Annotated in this window: 15 protein-coding genes; 13 read left to right on the top strand and 2 right to left on the bottom strand. The window is 58.1% G+C overall.

Going from position 1 to position 16,910, the window contains the following annotated elements:
* Nucleotides 1-11 precede the first annotated feature (11 nt).
* Both JZM60_RS10035 and JZM60_RS10030 read right to left on the bottom strand, forming a co-directional pair.
* Nucleotides 12-164, bottom strand: coding sequence for a hypothetical protein (locus JZM60_RS10035; RefSeq protein WP_207162214.1), 153 nt, complete (start codon nucleotides 162-164; stop codon nucleotides 12-14).
* A gap of 12 nt (nucleotides 165-176) precedes the next feature.
* A complete protein-coding gene (locus JZM60_RS10030; protein ID WP_207162213.1) occupies nucleotides 177-1,835 on the bottom strand; it encodes an AMP-binding protein in 1,659 nt (552 codons plus the stop codon).
* A gap of 462 nt (nucleotides 1,836-2,297) precedes the next feature.
* Here JZM60_RS10030 and JZM60_RS10025 point away from each other — a divergent pair, with 462 nt between their 5' ends.
* The 13 genes from JZM60_RS10025 (at nucleotide 2,298) to JZM60_RS09965 (ending at nucleotide 16,900) form a co-directional block, all read left to right on the top strand.
* Complete coding sequence (locus JZM60_RS10025) at nucleotides 2,298-2,978, top strand: response regulator (protein ID WP_277603825.1); 681 nt, start codon at nucleotides 2,298-2,300, stop codon at nucleotides 2,976-2,978.
* Nucleotides 2,975-4,744, top strand: a complete 1,770-nt coding sequence (gene pnpS, locus JZM60_RS10020) for a two-component system histidine kinase PnpS (protein WP_207162211.1) — start codon at nucleotides 2,975-2,977, stop codon at nucleotides 4,742-4,744. The genes JZM60_RS10025 and pnpS overlap by 4 nt, the downstream gene beginning before the upstream one ends.
* A gap of 195 nt (nucleotides 4,745-4,939) precedes the next feature.
* On the top strand, nucleotides 4,940-5,377 hold the full coding sequence (locus tag JZM60_RS10015) for a phosphate-starvation-inducible PsiE family protein (protein ID WP_207162209.1): 438 nt from the start codon (nucleotides 4,940-4,942) through the stop codon (nucleotides 5,375-5,377).
* A 141-nt stretch (nucleotides 5,378-5,518) separates the two neighbouring features.
* Nucleotides 5,519-6,547, top strand: a complete 1,029-nt coding sequence (pstS, locus tag JZM60_RS10010; RefSeq protein ID WP_207162207.1) for a phosphate ABC transporter substrate-binding protein PstS — start codon at nucleotides 5,519-5,521, stop codon at nucleotides 6,545-6,547.
* Between the two features lie 182 nt (nucleotides 6,548-6,729).
* The gene (pstC, locus tag JZM60_RS10005; RefSeq protein WP_207162205.1) at nucleotides 6,730-7,689 is read left to right on the top strand and encodes a phosphate ABC transporter permease subunit PstC; all 960 of its coding nucleotides are present in this window, start codon (nucleotides 6,730-6,732) and stop codon (nucleotides 7,687-7,689) included.
* Complete coding sequence (gene pstA / locus JZM60_RS10000; protein WP_420907822.1) at nucleotides 7,689-8,522, top strand: phosphate ABC transporter permease PstA; 834 nt, start codon at nucleotides 7,689-7,691, stop codon at nucleotides 8,520-8,522. The genes pstC and pstA overlap by 1 nt, the downstream gene beginning before the upstream one ends.
* Before the next feature lie 26 nt (nucleotides 8,523-8,548).
* Nucleotides 8,549-9,307: a phosphate ABC transporter ATP-binding protein PstB gene (gene pstB / locus JZM60_RS09995; protein ID WP_207162204.1), complete on the top strand. Its 759-nt coding sequence runs from the start codon at nucleotides 8,549-8,551 to the stop codon at nucleotides 9,305-9,307.
* Between the two features lie 54 nt (nucleotides 9,308-9,361).
* Nucleotides 9,362-10,051, top strand: a complete 690-nt coding sequence (gene phoU, locus JZM60_RS09990; RefSeq protein WP_207162202.1) for a phosphate signaling complex protein PhoU — start codon at nucleotides 9,362-9,364, stop codon at nucleotides 10,049-10,051.
* A gap of 213 nt (nucleotides 10,052-10,264) precedes the next feature.
* Nucleotides 10,265-10,732 carry a chemotaxis protein CheW gene (locus JZM60_RS09985; protein WP_207162201.1) on the top strand — a complete coding sequence of 156 codons (468 nt, stop codon included), beginning with the start codon at nucleotides 10,265-10,267 and terminating at the stop codon, nucleotides 10,730-10,732.
* A gap of 33 nt (nucleotides 10,733-10,765) precedes the next feature.
* Complete coding sequence (locus JZM60_RS09980) at nucleotides 10,766-12,283, top strand: CheR family methyltransferase (protein WP_207162200.1); 1,518 nt, start codon at nucleotides 10,766-10,768, stop codon at nucleotides 12,281-12,283.
* 24 nt (nucleotides 12,284-12,307) lie between these two features.
* The gene (locus tag JZM60_RS09975; protein WP_207162199.1) at nucleotides 12,308-12,925 is read left to right on the top strand and encodes a chemotaxis protein CheW; all 618 of its coding nucleotides are present in this window, start codon (nucleotides 12,308-12,310) and stop codon (nucleotides 12,923-12,925) included.
* Nucleotides 12,926-12,984: 59 nt separating this feature from the next.
* Nucleotides 12,985-14,604 carry a methyl-accepting chemotaxis protein gene (locus tag JZM60_RS09970; protein WP_241426216.1) on the top strand — a complete coding sequence of 540 codons (1,620 nt, stop codon included), beginning with the start codon at nucleotides 12,985-12,987 and terminating at the stop codon, nucleotides 14,602-14,604.
* A 22-nt stretch (nucleotides 14,605-14,626) separates the two neighbouring features.
* Entirely contained in the window at nucleotides 14,627-16,900 is a 2,274-nt protein-coding gene (locus tag JZM60_RS09965) for a hybrid sensor histidine kinase/response regulator (protein ID WP_207162198.1), read from the top strand.
* Nucleotides 16,901-16,910 lie beyond the last annotated feature (10 nt).

Here is a 16,910-nt window from a genome sequence, read left to right as displayed (position 1 = left end):
CCTGGAATCAGTTATCGCTGGTCCGGCTCGGAAGCCGAGGCGGACCGGGCCTTACGTTCAAGCTGACGGCGCTTGCGCCCGCCGAGAAAGGTTTCTTCGATTATAATTGCCGCAAAACAGATTACGAAGAGGACAAGCAGTATTCCGAGTATCTTTTCTCTCATTCCCTGAATCTCCTAGGCAGCGTCACCCGATTCTTCGAGACCGAGCTCCTTGATGGCCATTTCCCGCAGCTTGAACTTCTGAATCTTGCCGCTTGCGGTCATGGGATAACCTTCCACAAACTTTACATACTTGGGAATCTTGTAATTGGCTATCTTGCCCCGGCAGTAGTCCCGTATCTCGTCCTCGGTCATTTCAACGCCTTTTTTCAGAATCACCGCCGCCATAACCTGCTCACCGTATTTGCGGTCCGGCACGCCGTATACCTGCACATCGGAAATCTTCGGGTGCGTGTAAAGGTATTCCTCAATTTCTTTCGGGTAAATGTTTTCGCCGCCACGGATAATCATCTGCTTGATCCGGCCGGTGATCTTGCAGTAGCCGTTCTCATCCATCACCGCAAGGTCGCCGGTATGGAGCCAGCCATCGGAATCTATAACCTTGGCGGTCTCTTCGGGCATCTTGTAATACCCCTTCATGACCATGTAGCCACGGGCGCAAAGCTCACCCTGCTTCCCCGGCGGCAAGGCGGCGCCGGTTTCGATGTCGACAATCTTCACCTCGGCGCCGGGAAGCGCACGCCCTACGGTGGCTACCCGCAATTCGACCGGATCGTCGGTCCGGCTCTGGGTGATGCCGGGGGATGACTCGGTCTGTCCGTAAACGCTTGTGATTTCTGTCAGGTTCATATCTTTCACGACACGCTTCATCACCTCGATGGGGCATACGGAACCGGCCATGATGCCAGTGCGCAACGAAGAGAGGTCAAAAGTTGAGAACTCGGGGTGCTCCAGTTCGGCAATGAACATGGTCGGCACGCCGTGAAGCGCGGTGCACCGCTCCGCCTGCACCGTCCGCAGCACCTTAAGCGGGTCGAAGAGTTCCACCGGGACCATGGTTGTGCCGTGCGTAACGCTTGCCATGACCGCCAGAACGGAACCGAAACAATGGAAAAACGGCACGGTGATGCAGAGCCGGTCCTTATCGGTGAACTTCATGCACTCGCCGATCTGGAATCCGTTATTGACGAGGTTGTAGTGGGTAAGCATGACCCCCTTGGGAAAGCCGGTGGTGCCGGAGGTATACTGCATATTGATCACATCGTGGACATCAAGGGTTGCTTCAACGGCCGCCAATTCGCTGTCGGGCACATCCTTTCCCAACTCCACGATCCTCTCGAAGTTGAGAAAGCCCGCGGGCGTCTCCTTGCCGATAAAGACCACCCGTTTGAGAAACGGCAGCTTGGGGGTGCTGACGACGCCGTCTTGGGCAGCATCAAGTTCAGGCACCACCTCGTGCAGCGTTGCAACGTAGTCGGTGTCCTTCCATGATCTGATCATGAAGAGGGTATTGGAATCGGATTGCTGGAGGAGATATTCCAGCTCCGCCGATTTATAGGCAGTATTTACAGTGACCAGCACCACCCCGATTTTGGCGGTGGCAAACTGGAGGATCACCCATTCGGGGACATTGTCGGCCCAAATGGCAACGTGGTCGCCCTTCTTTATGCCCAGCTTGAGCAGCCCCTTGGCCACCTGACGGCATACATCGTTGAATTGACGATAGGAATAACGGATGTTGCGCTCAGGGTAGACCAGCCCGTCATTTTCGGGATATGTTACGGCTATGTGATCGAGCAGTCCACCAATGGTAAAATTGAGGTGTTGTACCATGCAAATCTCCTATTGTTTAGCAATATCAAACATTATTTCAGTAAGCCACAACCTCTTGATTTAACGGCGCTTTAATGAATTACCACGCCCCCAGCCGCCAAGTCAAGGGAATAGAACGGAGTATTTATTTTGATTCGTCATTGCAACAAATTATATGCTAAACACATCTAGAAAATACTTGACAGCAGTTACCGTAACTTTTCAGACACTTACGCCAACAGATTGATTTTATTGATTTTTTTATTTTAGACCCTGATTTGCGGCTGCTCTTTTTTTGTGCATTCCGCTAAATTCGGTTATATTAATGACCCTTTGCACCCTGCATGCATCTTTTTCCACAAGGGTATCCACATTTTTTGTGGAAAGGGCTATTACAGCCTGTTTTTACGGCTTTTTTCACACAGTTGTAACTTAATTGCAATATTTCACACGTACCATCTCCAGCAAGGAGAGCCAATGCCAATGCAAACGATACTGATTATCGAAGATGAAAAAGATCTGGCGGAACTGGTTTCTTTCAATCTGGAGAAAGAGGGGTACCGGACCCTCACGGCCTTCGACGGGGCAGAAGGGATTGAAACAGCCCGCCGGGAACTGCCGGACCTTATTCTGCTTGATCTTATGCTTCCGGGGATCATGGGGATGGAGGTCTGCAAGACTCTGAAAAAGTCTGAAAAAACGGCTCACATACCGGTCATCATGCTTACGGCCCGCGGCGAAGAGATTGACCGTGTGGTCGGCTTTGAGGTGGGCGCCGACGATTATGTCGTAAAACCCTTCTCCACCAGGGAACTGCTGCTCAGAATCAAGGCGGTGCTGCGCCGCTCTCTCCCGGACTCCACCGAAAGCAGGATAATCAAGATCGCAGGGGTAACCATCGACCCCGACCGCCACATGGTGGTCTGCGACGATGAAGAGATAATCCTTACTTCCACCGAATTCAAGCTGCTGCTCAATCTTGCGGAACGTCTGGGACGCGTCCAGAGCCGCGACCTGCTCCTCAAGAACGTCTGGGGATACAACTACGTGGGGGACACCCGCACGGTGGACACCCATATCACACGCTTGCGCACCAAGCTCGGCCAGGCGGGCGACCTGATAAAAACGGTCCGGGGATTCGGATACAAGATGGAGGAGCAGTGAAATTCAATATCCAATGGAAGCTGATGGCTTCCTACCTTTTTCTTGTCCTTTTCATCGGGGGGGTCTTTTTCGCCTACCTGAGCCATACCCTGAACCGGCACCTGACGTCTGAAATCAGGCAGAACCTCACCACAGAGACCCGGCTCACCCGGATGATCGCCCACCGGGACATAGTCCGGATGCGTGATGACGCGCCTGTGGTGGCTTCCGCAATCTCGCGGGCAACCCGGGCACGGGTTACGATCATCCTGGCCGACGGCACGGTGGCAGGCGATTCGGAGATTGCTCCAGGGGACTTGAAGGGACTGGAGAACCACCTGGACAGGCCGGAGATCCAGCAGGCGCTGGAAAGCGGCAGCGGAGAAGCCATCCGCTACTCGGCAACAATAAAGACCCCCATGCTTTACATGGCGGTGCCGCTGGAAACGGCCACGGGCGAAAAAGGGTTTGTGCGCCTCTCGCTCCCACTCACCGCCCTTGAACAGGCGAAAGGGAGCATCCGGACACTGCTTGCGGCTTCTCTGGCCATCGCCCTGCTCGTCGCCCTTATTCTCAGCTATATCCTCTCGCGGGTAACTTCCCGATCATTGCGTACCATAACCATCCTGGCGAAACAAATCGGGAAAGGAAACTTCAGCCGCAGAGTTCCGGTCTCCACCCGCGACGAGGTTGGCGAGTTGGCCCTGGTGATGAACGACATGGCCGAGCGGATAGAACAGCAGATGGAGCGCACCTCGGCGGAGCGGAACCGGCTCGACACCATCCTGCGGGGAATGGGTGAAGGACTCATGGTATCCGACGCCAACGGCATGATTACCCTGGTCAATCCGGCTTTTCTCGAACTTTTCTCCCTGGACCGGAATGTCGAGGGGAGACACATCATCGAAATCGCCCGCCATCCCGCCCTAAATGATGCCTTCAAGGCCATCGTCGCCTCCCGTGATGAGCGGATCGAGAAAATGACCCTTGCTCTCGGGAAGGAAAAACACGTTCTTACCCACTGGGTGCCCCTTCTGGACAACGGAGAGCTCCAGGGGGTAGTGGCCGTTTTCCACGACATCACCGACCTGACTAAGCTGGAAAACATCCGCCGGGACTTTGTCGCCAATGTTTCGCACGAACTGAGAACCCCTGTTACCGTCATAAAAGGATATGCCGAGACGCTTCTCGACAGCCTCATGGAAAGCGATCCCGAGCGGGCACGGAAATTCATCGAAATAATCCTCAGCCATTCAGAACGGCTCGCCGCCCTGATCGGCGACCTCCTCACCCTCTCCCAGCTGGAGGCGGGAAACATGAACCTGGAGCAGGCAACGGTCCGCCCGGAGCAGGTGGCAAAACATACCATGGAGCTCCTGGAACCGAAGGCTGCCCAAAAGAGGATTGCCGTAGACTGCTCGGGAGTGGAAGGAGCACCGGCGGTAATCGCAGACCCCGGCCGCCTCGAGCAGGTTATGGTCAACCTTCTGGACAACGCCATCAAGTATACGCCCGAAGGGGGTTCCATCTCGTTTACCGTAAAGGCGGATAACGGGATGGTCCGCATCGGAGTTAAAGACACCGGCCCGGGCATCCCAGCCAAGGACCTGCCGCGCCTGTTCGAACGCTTTTACCGGGTGGACGCGGCGCGCAGCCGCAATGAAGGGGGAACCGGTCTCGGCCTCTCCATAGTAAAGCACATCATCCAGCTCCACGGCGGCACCGTGGGGGTGGAGAGCGAACCGGGAAAAGGTTCGGAATTCTGGTTCACCCTGAAGCAGGCATAAAAGAAAAGCATAAAAGAAAATTATTCACAGCAACAGGTCAAGGGCACCGATCCTCCGGTGCCCTTTTTCCATCCGACACAGCACCCCCGCCGGCATAAAATCGCCATTTTCCAACTCCTTGCATAAACTCCACACCACTGTAACAGTCACATGCTAATACCTGACAGCGTTGAATCAACTCTATAAGGAGATATCATGTGGAAAGAAAACGTCATTGACCTGAAGCTGACGAAATTTTTCGAAATCTCGGTCCGAACGCTTCTGAGCCTCCTCATCGTCGCCATTCTCCTGGCAATTCTGGCGGGGATCATCGTCACCTTCCAGGACCTTCGGCTTGTCATGGGAGACGATTTGCACGGGGCATTCAGGACCATACTGGTGGATGTGCTGACGGTGCTCGCCATCGTGGAGGTTCTCAGGACGGCGCTTGCCTATTTCACGGAAGGGCGGGTCAAGGTGACCTATATCATCGACACGGTGCTGGTCACTGTTCTGACCGAAGTGATGGCATTCTGGTACCGGGAAATGGACTGGCAGAAGGTCGCCATGGTGATAGCCCTGGTCCTGTCCCTGGCGACGGTGCGGATCATTGCCGTGCGCTTCTCTCCCCGCAGCAGCAGGGAAGAATTGTGACCACGGAGAAAAGTTTGTTTCCGCAACGTTTTTCAAAGGATCTTTGCATTGCCGTAACCTGAATGTAACAGAAGCAGGCCTATTATTACGAAAAAGTTGATAACGAATTTCACGCTGTAAAAACCCAAGGAGGAAAAACAGATGCTGAAAGCATTACGGAAAAGTCTCGCAATCCTTGCGACCCTGGCGGTAACCGCCGCGGCCGGTCAAGCGGATGCCGCAACCCTGGTCAACGGCGCAGGCGCAACCTTCCCTTATCCGCTCTACTCTAAGTGGTTCAGCGAATATGCCAAGATTGACCCATCGGTAAGATTCAACTATCAGTCCATCGGCAGCGGCGGCGGCATCAAGCAGATCACCGCCCAGACCGTCGACTTCGGCGCCAGCGACAAGCCCCTCTCCGATGCGGAACTGAAAGCGGCCCCCGGCAAGCTTCTCCACATTCCGACCGTCATGGGCGCAGTAGTGGTCACCTACAATATCCCCGGCGTACCCAATGGCCTGAAGCTCAAGTCCGAAGACGTGGCCGACATCTATCTCGGCAAGATCACCAAGTGGAACGACCCCCGCATTACCGACGACAACCCCGGCCTGAAGCTTCCCAACGCACCGATTATCGTCGTGCACCGTTCCGACGGCAGCGGCACCACTTCAATTTTCACTGATTTTCTCACTGCCGTGAGCCCCGAGTGGGCCAAAAGGGTTGGCAAGGGCACCTCGGTCAAGTGGCCCATCGGCCTCGGCGGCAAGGGGAACGAAGGTGTAGCCGGACAGGTCAAAACCACCAAAAACTCCATCGGTTACGTGGAACTGGCCTACGCCTTCGAGAATAAGCTCCCCACCTCCACCCTGAAGAACAAGAGCGGCAACTGGGTCAAGCCCTCCATCCAGAGCACCAGCGCCGCAGCAGCCGGCGCCGCCAGGAATATGCCGGCCGACTACCGCATCTCCCTCGTGAACCAGCCGGGCAAAAACGCCTATCCGATTGCCGGTTTCACCTACCTGCTCGTGTACGAAAAGCAGAAAGACGCCCTGAAGGGGCAAAAACTGGTGCAATTCCTGAACTGGAGCATGAACAACGGCCAGAAAATGGCGGCACCGCTCCTCTACGCACCGCTGCCCGAAAACGTCAAGAAAATGGTCGGAAAAACAATCAAGACCATTAAGTAATCTCCTGGAAAGCCCGGCCTCCCGCGAAGCACAGCGGTGAGCGCCGGGCATTTTCAGCTTCCCGTAATTGTTACAGCAGCATTAAGTGCATGTTACGGAAAACAACCAACTGAGGCTGCCCCAGGCATACCATTCCTGAAGAACAGAGCCTCTGGCAACCGATTGGATATACGGAGAATACGGTGACTAACGAGACACCATCACCAGCGCTCCCCCCGAACAAAGGGCTGAATTCGGACCTTCTCTTCAAGGGGGTTACAGCAACACTTGCCTTCAGCATCCTTCTCATCATGGCCGTCATGGTCCTGGAGATGGTGAAGGAAAGCCTCCCGGCCATAAAGGCCTTCGGCTGGAAATTCATCGGCGATTCCAACTGGGACCCGGTTCAGGACGCCTTCGGCTCCCTGGCTTACATCTGGGGCTCGGTCATATCCTCCATTCTCGCCCTGGTTCTCGCAACCCCGCTCAGCGTCGGGACGGCTCTCTTCATAACGGAGATTGCGCCCAAGAAATTCGGCGGCGCCGTGGCTGCCCTGGTTGAGCTGCTGGCGGCAATTCCGAGCGTCATCTACGGCCTGTGGGGAATCCTGGTCATGGCTCCCTGGCTCCAGCAGACGGTGCAGCCGTTTCTCATCGAGCGCTTCGGATTCCTCCCCTTCTTCCAGGGGGCTCCCTACGGCGTGAGCATGATGGCCGGCGTTTTCATCCTGATGATCATGATCGTCCCGATCATAACCTCAATATCCAAGGAAGTGCTGCTCGCCGTCCCCCAGAGCCAGCGCGAAGCGGCCATAGCCCTTGGAGCGACCCGCTGGGAGATGATCCGCATGTCGGTTCTCCCCTACGGCCGCTCGGGCATCCTTGGCGCGGTCATTCTGGGGCTCGGCCGGGCCATCGGCGAAACCATGGCAGTGACGATGGTAATCGGCAACACGCCGCAGATATCCCTTTCGCTCCTTTCACCGGCCTACACCATGCCGAGCGTCATCGCCAACGAGTTCGCCGAGACCACCTCGACACTCCATGCTTCGGCGCTCATGGAAATCGGCCTCCTGCTTCTGGCAATCACGCTTGTCATCAACGTCATGGCCAGGCTCCTCCTCTGGGGCATGACACGGCAAGCGGCAGGGGGGGCGAAATAATGGGAACCGTCACTATCAGAAAGATCAAGAACCACATAGTCACCCTTCTCATGGTGTGCGCCACCGTGGCCGTACTGGTGCCCCTGGGAATGATTTTCTTCCACATCATCAAAATGGGTGCCAGCTCCATCACCCCGGACTTTTTCATCCACATCCCGAAGCCCACCGGCGAAACGGGGGGAGGAATGGCCAACGGCATGGTGGGGTCGGCGGTCCTGATCGCCCTGGCCTCGGTAATCGGCATCCCGGTCGGCGTATTCGGGGCGCTCTACCTGGTGGAGTTCGGCGGGAGCAAGGTTTCCAATGCCGTGCGATTTGCGGCGGACGTGCTCTCCGGCGTCCCCTCCATCATCACGGGGATGGTGGCCTACACCCTACTGGTGGTACCCATGAAGGGGTTCTCCGCCCTGGCCGGCGCAGTGGCGCTGGCGCTCATCATGATCCCGATCGTGCTGCGCACCACCGAAGAGCAGCTCAAAATGGTCCCCGGATCGTTGCGGGAAGCTTCTCTGGCCCTTGGGGTCCCCCTCTGGCGCACCAGCCTCAAGGTGACCCTCCGCAGCGCCACGACGGGGGTCATTACCGGCATCCTCCTGGCCATTGCGCGCGTCGCCGGCGAAACCGCGCCGCTCCTGTTCACCGCCCTGGGGAACCAGTTCTGGAGCAGGAAGCTGTCTGAACCCATTGCCGCCATGCCGCTGCAGATTTTCAACTTCGCCATCTCTCCGTACGAAGACTGGCACCGGCTCGCATGGGCGGGAGCGCTGGTCCTCGTTACGGTCATGTTCGCCCTGAGCCTTACGGCACGCTACCTGGGACGGGCCAAACATTAGTCGTCACCATTTTTTCAGAGGAACACATGAAAACCAAGGTAACCATCGACAAATTGAATGTACACTTCGGGCAGACCCACGCGGTAAAGGATGTCTCCATCGACGTCCCCGAAAACACCGTCACCGCCATCATCGGACCGTCCGGATGCGGCAAATCGACCATGCTCCGGGCACTGAACCGGATGCACGACCTCTTTCCCAACGCCAAGGTCACCGGCAAGGTTCTCCTGGACGGCAACGACATCTATGACCGCAGCGTCGATCCCGTATCCATTCGCCGCCGGGTCGGCATGGTGTTTCAGAAACCGAACCCCTTCCCAGCCATGTCGATTTACGATAATGTAGTGGCAGGCTACAAGCTGAACGGGCGGATAAAGAAGAGCGAGGCGGACGAAATCGTCGAAACCAGCCTGCGCCGGGTAGCCCTCTGGGACGAAGTCAAGGACCGGCTCAAGAGCAACTCCATGGAACTCTCCGGAGGCCAGCAGCAGCGGCTCTGCATTGCCCGGACCATTGCCGTGCAGCCCGAGGTCATCCTCATGGACGAGCCGGCATCGGCCCTCGACCCGATCTCCACCCTGAAAATCGAGGAACTGATCGAAGAGCTGACGGAGAAATACACCATCATAATCGTCACCCATAACATGCAGCAGGCAGCGAGGGTTTCCGACTACACCGCCTTTTTCTACATGGGCGACCTGATTGAGTGGGGCGACACCAAGAAGCTCTTCACCAACCCCGAGAAAAGGCAGACCGAAGATTACATCACGGGACGCTTCGGCTAGATAACTGCAAGGTTTTGCACAACGACGACCCAAGTCCTTAATATGGAGATATGGATGGAACGCGAACATTTCAGCAGACACTTCGATGAAGAACTGACCGAGATCAGGAACAAGCTCCTCGAGATGGGTGGCAAGGTGGAGCAGATGATCTCCGACGCCATGAAATCCCTGGTGGAGCGCGACTCGGACCTGGCCCGACGCCTCATCGCCACCGACCACGAAATCAACCACCTGGAGCTGGAGATCGACGAGAAATGCCTCCAGGTTCTGGCCCGGCGCCAGCCGGCGGCCAGGGACCTGCGCTTCATCACCCTGGCCCTGAAAATCGTCACCGACCTGGAGCGGATCGGGGATCAGTGCACCAGCGTGGCGAAGCGCGTGGTGGAACTGAACGAGGAGCCCCCCCTGAAGCCCTACATCGACCTTCCCCGCATGTCCGCAGCCGCGGCAACCATGGTGAAGGAAGCCCTCGACGCTTTTGTCCGGGGCGATGCCGAACTGGCCATCAAGGTATGCAAGGAAGACGCCTTCGTGGACAGTGTCAACGAGCAGATACAGCGGGAGCTTCTCACCTTCATGATGGAAGATCCCTCAAGCATAACCAGGGCCATGAAACTGCTCTACATCTCGAAATACATGGAGCGGATCGCGGACCACGCCACCAACGTGGCCGAAATGGTAATCTTCATGGTCAAGGGGAAGGACATCCGGCACACGGCGCCTCCCAGCGGCGAAATAGCATAAACTCCCCACGGGGGCGCTTCAGGCGCCCCTTTTCTTTGTCCTTGCCCCACCAGTGCCTGCATTGCCATGAATACATCATCGGCAAACCTTGTTTTACCTTGCTGTTTCTGTTATTCTTTCGCCAGTTTGTCATTGTAATGGCACAGATGCCCCGAAAACGTCCTTTGCCTTCTGCTGCACAAGACCGCCACTACCTCAAAAGGTGGACGTCCCGTGACCGAATCCTTTCACCTCGTAGTATTCTCCCTCGACGATCAGCGCTATGCGCTGCAACTCTCCGCCGTTGACCGAACCGTCCGCATGGTCGAAATAACTCCTCTGCCGAAAGCGCCTGAAATTGTCATCGGCATCATAACCGTTAACGGCAGCATTGTACCGGTCCTCGACATCCGCCGCCGGTTCGGACTTCCCCGGCGGAAGACCGAACTGAGCGACCATCTGCTCATTGCCCGGACGGCGGAACGGACCGTGGCCCTCGTGGTGGACATGGTGCATGACGTCATCGAACGGCCGGTCCATGAGATCGTGCTTCCCGGAACGATTGTGCCGGGCATGGAACATGTGGAAGGAGTCGTGAAGCTTGAGGACGGCGTAGTTTTCATCCATGATCTCGACGGTTTTCTGTCCCTGGAAGAAGCGCGGGCGCTGGAATCGGCACTGGAACCGGAGAGCCATGCCTGATTTCCCCCTGCCGGATTGCCAAACAGGAGCGTGATGCCCCATCACATACCCCATCATCTTCTGGCGCGGCTAAGTGAATTCGTTTCCGGCCAGCTCGGCCTGCATTTCCCGGAAAAACGCTGGCGCGACCTGGAGCACAGAACGATTCACGCCGCCCGAGAATTCGGTTTCATGGATGCGGGGAAGTGTGTCCAGTGGCTCTTATCGTCCCCGGTTTCGCGGAGCGATATCGAAATACTCGCCAGCCACCTGACAATCGGCGAGACCTATTTTTTCCGCGAAAAGGGGAGCTTCGACGCCATCGAATCAAGCATCCTGCCGGAACTTATCAACGCCCGGCGCGGGAAGGAACAGCGGCTCAGGATCTGGAGCGCCGGCTGCTCCTCGGGCGAGGAAGCGTATTCCATCGCTATCCTGCTCAAAAAGATGATTCCCGACCTGGACGAGTGGAACATCACCATCCTGGCCACCGACATCAACCCCCGCGCCCTCTGCAAGGCGGCGGGGGGCATTTACAGCAGCTGGTCATTCCGAGGCGTGCCTGAATGGATGAAGAGCCGGTATTTCAACCGCTGTAAAGACGGAAGGTTCGAGGTCCCCGCCGCCATCAGGAAGATGGTGACTTTCGCCAACCTCAATCTGGTGGAAGACACATTCCCTTCCCTGGTTAACAACACCAATGCCATGGACATCATCTTCTGCCGCAACGTTTTGATGTACTTCGGAGAGGAACAGGCCGGCCGGGTCACCGGGAATTTTCACCGCGCTCTCCTTGACGGCGGCTGGCTGCTCGTCAGCCCCTGTGAGACCTCCGCCGCAATTTTCGGGCGGTTTGACGCCATAGCCTTTCCGGGAGCGGTATTCTACCGCAAGGGGGGCAACGGGAAAGAGACTGCCGCATTTTCATGCCCGCTCTCACCGGTGGAGCCCCTGCCTCTCCAAACGGAGCAGCAGTCCACGGCTCCCCTCCCCGTCCCCGGGAAGCCTCTACCGCCGGAAAACAGGGAAGAGAAGGCTTGCCATGCAGAGCCGTCAGCCTATGAAGAGGCAGTGGCACTCCACCGGCAAGGGGATTATCTACAGGCAGCGGAAAAGCTGTGCGGTTTCCTCTCCGAAGCCCGGACGGCCGACGTCTCCCCCCCCATATCCGGAAAGGCAGCCGCCCTCCTGGCGCAGCTCTTCGCCGACATGGGCAATCTTACGGAGGCGCTCCGATGGTCGGAAGAGGCGCTAGCCGCCGACAAGCTCAATGCGGAGCTCCACTACCTCCGCGCCACCATCTTCCAGGAGCGGGGAGCCATTGACGATGCGGTGGCGGCGCTGAAGCGGGCGCTCTATATCGATCACTCTTTCGTGCTCTCCCACTTCGCCCTGGGCAACCTCACCCTGCGGCAGGGGAAGAAAACCGAATCGGACCGCCATTTCGATAACGCCCTGGAGCTCCTGCGCACATATTGCGACGATCACCCGGTACCGGGGAGCGATGGGATTACCGCCGGCAGGCTTGCCAAGATCATCGCGGCAACGCGCGAATCCGGCCTAAAACCTTAACGGGGATGACGCGAGGACCTCACCATGACTGACGCTCATTCTGCAAAACCGGCGAAAGATATCGACTGGGACGAAATCCGCCGCCGCCTTGAAACGGCACGGGCGGCCCTTGCCAGTGGAGTCTCTCCCGAAGAGGAGGCGCGAATCCTGAAGACAAGGGCCGCCGCCCTGGCCCGCGACTCGCGCCCGGAGGAAACGGCCGCGGGGCAGCTGGAAATTCTGGAATTCCTCCTGGCCTACGAGCGGTACGGCATCGAGATGTCCTGCGTACGGGAAACCTGCCCGCTGAAGGACCTCACCCCCCTTCCCTGCACGCCCCCCTTCGTCCTGGGGCTCATCAACGTCCGAGGAGAAATCGTCTCCGTCATCGACCTGAAAAAATTCTTCGACCTGCCGGAAAAGGGATTGACGGACCTGAACAAGGTAATCATTGTGCATGATGAAGACATGACCTTCGGCATCCTGGCGGACGAGATACTGGGCGTGCGGCTGATACCGGACGAGGGGACCCAGCCATCACTCCCCACCCTTACCGGCATCAGGGATGAATACCTGAAGGGCATCACCGGTGAGCGCACGATAATCCTGGACGGAAAGCGGATACTGAACGACAGCCGTATAATCGTACAATACGAAGAGTAAGTGCTCATACCGCATCGAACCGATAAATCCAGTTTCAGAAAGAAAGGGAGAACGGAAACATGATAATGGATATGCGAATACAGACGCGGCTGTTCGTGAGTTTCGCGATTATCCTGGCGCTCCTGATTGGAGTCGGGGGATATTCCCTGAACCGGATGAACCTGCTGGCAGGCCTCACCAACAATATGTACGATAAGCCCTTCACCGTCAGGAAGGCGATCCGCAGCGCCTATCTCGACCTGATGCAGATGAACCGCTCCCTTAACAAGATGGTGACGTCGAAGGCCAGCGGTGCGGTCAGCGCAGAACTGCAAGCGGTCAATGATTCCGAAAAAGCATTCATAAAAAACATGGGAGTCGTCAAAGACCGGTTCTCCGGCAGGCAGAGCGAAGTTGACGACGTGCTCAAGACCTATGATGAATGGAAGCCGCTCCGGGATGAGGTCATCACCCTGGTGCTCGACAACCGCAAGGAAACCGCCGGGGCGCTCCTTGCCGACATTGAATCGAAGCTGTTCACCAAACTGGACAAGGAATCGGCGGACATCCTCAACGTCGCCGACAACCAGGCGACCGAATTCTTCAAAAGGGCCCAGCGTGAGGCCAGGATGTCCCTCATCCTGACCTCTATCGCAGTTATTGCTGCCGCCGGCATCGTCGTCCTCATCGCCGTCACCCTTACCCGCAGCATCATCCGCCCCCTGGGGACCGCAATGGGGGTGGCGGAGCGGGTATCCAGCGGCGATCTCACCGTAACGGTCCCCCCCGCCAGGGGCCGTGACGAGATGAACCAGCTTCTCCAGACTTTCGGCACAATGGTGGAGAATCTCCGCCGGCAGACCATGGACATCCAGGAAGGGGTCAACGTCCTGGCGGCCTCGGCGGGAGAGATTCTGGCCGCAACCACCCAGGTTGCCTCCAGCGCGGCAGAAACGGCAAGCGCCCTGAATGAAACGACCGCCACCGTCGAAGAGGTGAAGCAGACCACGCAACTGGCTGCCCAGAAGGCCCGGAATGTGGCCGACACGGCACAGCGGTCGCTCCAGGTCTCCCAGGGAGGGAAAAAATCGGTGGAAGAGTCCATCGAAGGGATGAACCGTATCCGCGAGCAGATGGCCACCCTGGCCGAAAGCATCGTGAGCCTCAGCGAACAGAGCCACGCCATAGGCGAAATAATCGCCACGGTCAACGACCTGGCAGAGCAGTCGAATCTCCTTGCGGTCAATGCCTCCATCGAGGCGGCAAAGGCGGGCGAACACGGCAAGGGTTTCGCCGTTGTGGCCCACGAAGTCAAAAGCCTGGCCGACCAGTCGAAACAGGCGACGGCCCAGGTCCGGGCGCTGCTGAACGATATCCAGAAGGCAACCAATGCGGCGGTCATGGCTACCGAACAGGGGAGCAAGGCCGTGGAAGCCGGGGAAAAACAGGCTGCGGCGGCGGGCGAATCGATCCGGCTCCTGACGGAAAGCATCTCCGAATCGGCAAACGCCTCGGTCCAGATCACGGCCACCAGCCAGCAGCAGATGATCGGCATGGATCAGGTGGCCCTGGCCATGGAAAACATCAGCGAGGCAAGCACCCTGAGCGTTACCAGCACGAAACAGGCAGAGCTCTCCGCCCAGACCCTCAACGAACTGGGCCAGAAGCTGAAGCGGCTGGTGGAACAGTTCAAGCTGTAACGGACAGCGCGGACGACAGACGATGGATAAAGACTTCCTCAACAAGCTCCTGGCAACCTTCACGGCCGAGACGAAGGAGCGCCTTGCGGCCATATCGACCGGCCTGGTCGAGCTGGAGCAAAGCGCATCCCCCGAAAGGGAAATGGAACTGGTCGAAGCGCTTTTCAGGGAAACCCACAGCCTGAAAGGCGCCGCCCGTTCCGTCAACTCCGCGCCCATCGAAACCGTCGGCCATGCCATGGAAAACCTCCTGTCCGCCATGAAACGGAGGGAAATCAAGCAGGTGCCGGAACTGTTCGACCTGCTCCACACATCGGTCGACACGATAGGAGCGCTTCTCCCTTCCCTTGAGGCCGGTCCGTCCCCCGGAGAGAAAGAGCGGCTCAGGGAACTGGTCCTACGCCTGCATCAGGCACAGAGGGGCACCTTCTCCCCCCCCTCCCTCCCCCCCCACCCCGCCCCCCGCGCGGAACAGGAGGAGTCCCCCCACGGCGGAAAAGCGGCCGCAGCGCACACCGTGAGGATCTCCGCCGGGAAGCTCGACACCCTGCTGCACCAGACCGAAGGAATGCTGACGGCAAAGCTTGCTGCCGCCCAGCGGGTGGAAGAACTGCGAGCCCTCCGAAAGGATATCGCCACCTGGGAAAAGGAATGGAAAAAGGCGCTGCCGGCCCTGCGGCGCATGCGCAGGCAACTGAAAACCGAAACGGCCGGGGAATCTCCTGCGGGAGAAAACGATGCGCCTATCAGGAAACTGCTCGATTTCCTCGACTGGAACTACGCGCTGACCAGGGAGGGCGGATACCGGATGAGCCGCCTGACGAAGGGGGCGGAGCAGGATCTCCTGCACCTGGGCGACATGGTGGCTAACCTGCTGGAGGATGTGAGGGAGGCGCTGATGCTCCCCTTCTCGTCGCTGCTGGCGATACTCCCGAAGCTTGTCCGCGACCTGTCCCGGGATCTGGGAAAAGAAACGGAACTGCTTATTGAAGGAGAGTCCATCGAGATCGACCGGCGGGTTCTTGAGGAGATGAAGGACCCCCTCGTCCACCTGGTGCGCAACTGCATTGACCACGGCATCGAATCCCCAGGAGAAAGGGAGCGGCAAGGGAAGCCGCAGCGCGGGAAAATCACCGTCACCGTCTCGCTGGTGGAGAGCAATCGGGTGGAAGTAGTCATCTCCGACGACGGCGGGGGCATCGACACCGGCCGTCTGCGGGAGGCTGCCGCAAAGCTCGGCCTTGCAACGCCCGAAGGCCCGGACCAGGCAGGCGAGCAAGACCCCATCTCTCTCATCTTCGCTTCGGGAATATCCACGAGCCCCATCATCGACGACATATCAGGCAGGGGGCTCGGCCTGGCCATCGTGCGGGAAAAAGTGGAAAGGCTCGGGGGCGCCATTGCGGTTGAAACCGAAAAGGGGCGCGGCACGGCCTTTCGCATAACCCTCCCCCTGACCCTGTCCACATTCCGGGGAGTACTGGTCCAGGCGGCCGGCCGCCTCTTCGTGCTGCCGACCACCGACGTGGAGCGCGTTGCGCGGAAAGAAAGAACCGCTTTCGCCACCGTGGAAAACCGGGAAACCATCGAACTGGACGGCCGCACGCTCTCCTATGTGAGATTGGACGACGTGCTGGAACTCCCGCGCGACGAACGGGCCGATAACGGCAAAGACCACCTCAGCTTCTTTGTCCTCCCCACCGGCCAGGGGGGCATAGCCTTCGGAGTGGATCAGGTTGCGGGCGAGCAGGAAGTGATGATAAAGGGGCTCGGGCCACAGCTTCGCCGCGTGCGGAACATTGCCGGGGCCACGGTTCTGGGAAGCGGAAAGGTCGTACCGATACTGAACAGCAGCGACCTGGTCAAGTCGGCGGTCAGGCTCGCCGCCACGGGGGGCTCATCCAGCCATCCAGCAGTTGTGGAAGAATCGCCCTCACGGGCGATCCTGGTCGTGGAGGACTCCATAACCGCCCGGACGCTGCTGAAAAACATTCTGGAATCGGCCGGGTACCGGGTAAAAACCGCAGTGGACGGCGTCGACGCGCTGACGCTGCTCGGCACCGAAGACTTCGACATGGTGGTTTCCGACGTGGACATGCCGCGCATGAACGGTTTCGAGCTTACTGGGAGAATTCGCGCATCCCGTAACCTGACCGACCTGCCGGTGGTGCTGGTGACCTCCCTCGACTCGCGCGAAGACCGGGAGAGGGGTGTCGATGCCGGGGCAAATGCCTATATTGTGAAGAGCAGTTTCGACCAGAGCAATCTGCTGGATGCCGTACGGAGGCTGATTTGAATATGCGGGG

The organism is Geobacter benzoatilyticus (assembly GCF_017338855.1).
Classification (GTDB): domain Bacteria; phylum Desulfobacterota; class Desulfuromonadia; order Geobacterales; family Geobacteraceae; genus Geobacter; species Geobacter benzoatilyticus.
This window is presented reverse-complemented; position numbering and strand designations above follow the sequence as displayed.

Coding starts and splice junctions, on each gene's coding strand:
- JZM60_RS10035 (WP_207162214.1), bottom strand. CDS start 164: ATGAGAGAAAAGATACTCGGAATACTGCTTGTCCTCTTCGTAATCTGT.
- JZM60_RS10030 (WP_207162213.1), bottom strand. CDS start 1,835: ATGGTACAACACCTCAATTTTACCATTGGTGGACTGCTCGATCACATA.
- JZM60_RS10025 (WP_277603825.1), top strand. CDS start 2,298: ATGCAAACGATACTGATTATCGAAGATGAAAAAGATCTGGCGGAACTG.
- JZM60_RS10015 (WP_207162209.1), top strand. CDS start 4,940: ATGTGGAAAGAAAACGTCATTGACCTGAAGCTGACGAAATTTTTCGAA.
- pstS (WP_207162207.1), top strand. CDS start 5,519: ATGCTGAAAGCATTACGGAAAAGTCTCGCAATCCTTGCGACCCTGGCG.
- pstA (WP_420907822.1), top strand. CDS start 7,689: ATGGGAACCGTCACTATCAGAAAGATCAAGAACCACATAGTCACCCTT.
- pstB (WP_207162204.1), top strand. CDS start 8,549: ATGAAAACCAAGGTAACCATCGACAAATTGAATGTACACTTCGGGCAG.
- phoU (WP_207162202.1), top strand. CDS start 9,362: ATGGAACGCGAACATTTCAGCAGACACTTCGATGAAGAACTGACCGAG.
- JZM60_RS09980 (WP_207162200.1), top strand. CDS start 10,766: ATGCCCCATCACATACCCCATCATCTTCTGGCGCGGCTAAGTGAATTC.
- JZM60_RS09975 (WP_207162199.1), top strand. CDS start 12,308: ATGACTGACGCTCATTCTGCAAAACCGGCGAAAGATATCGACTGGGAC.
- JZM60_RS09970 (WP_241426216.1), top strand. CDS start 12,985: ATGATAATGGATATGCGAATACAGACGCGGCTGTTCGTGAGTTTCGCG.
- JZM60_RS09965 (WP_207162198.1), top strand. CDS start 14,627: ATGGATAAAGACTTCCTCAACAAGCTCCTGGCAACCTTCACGGCCGAG.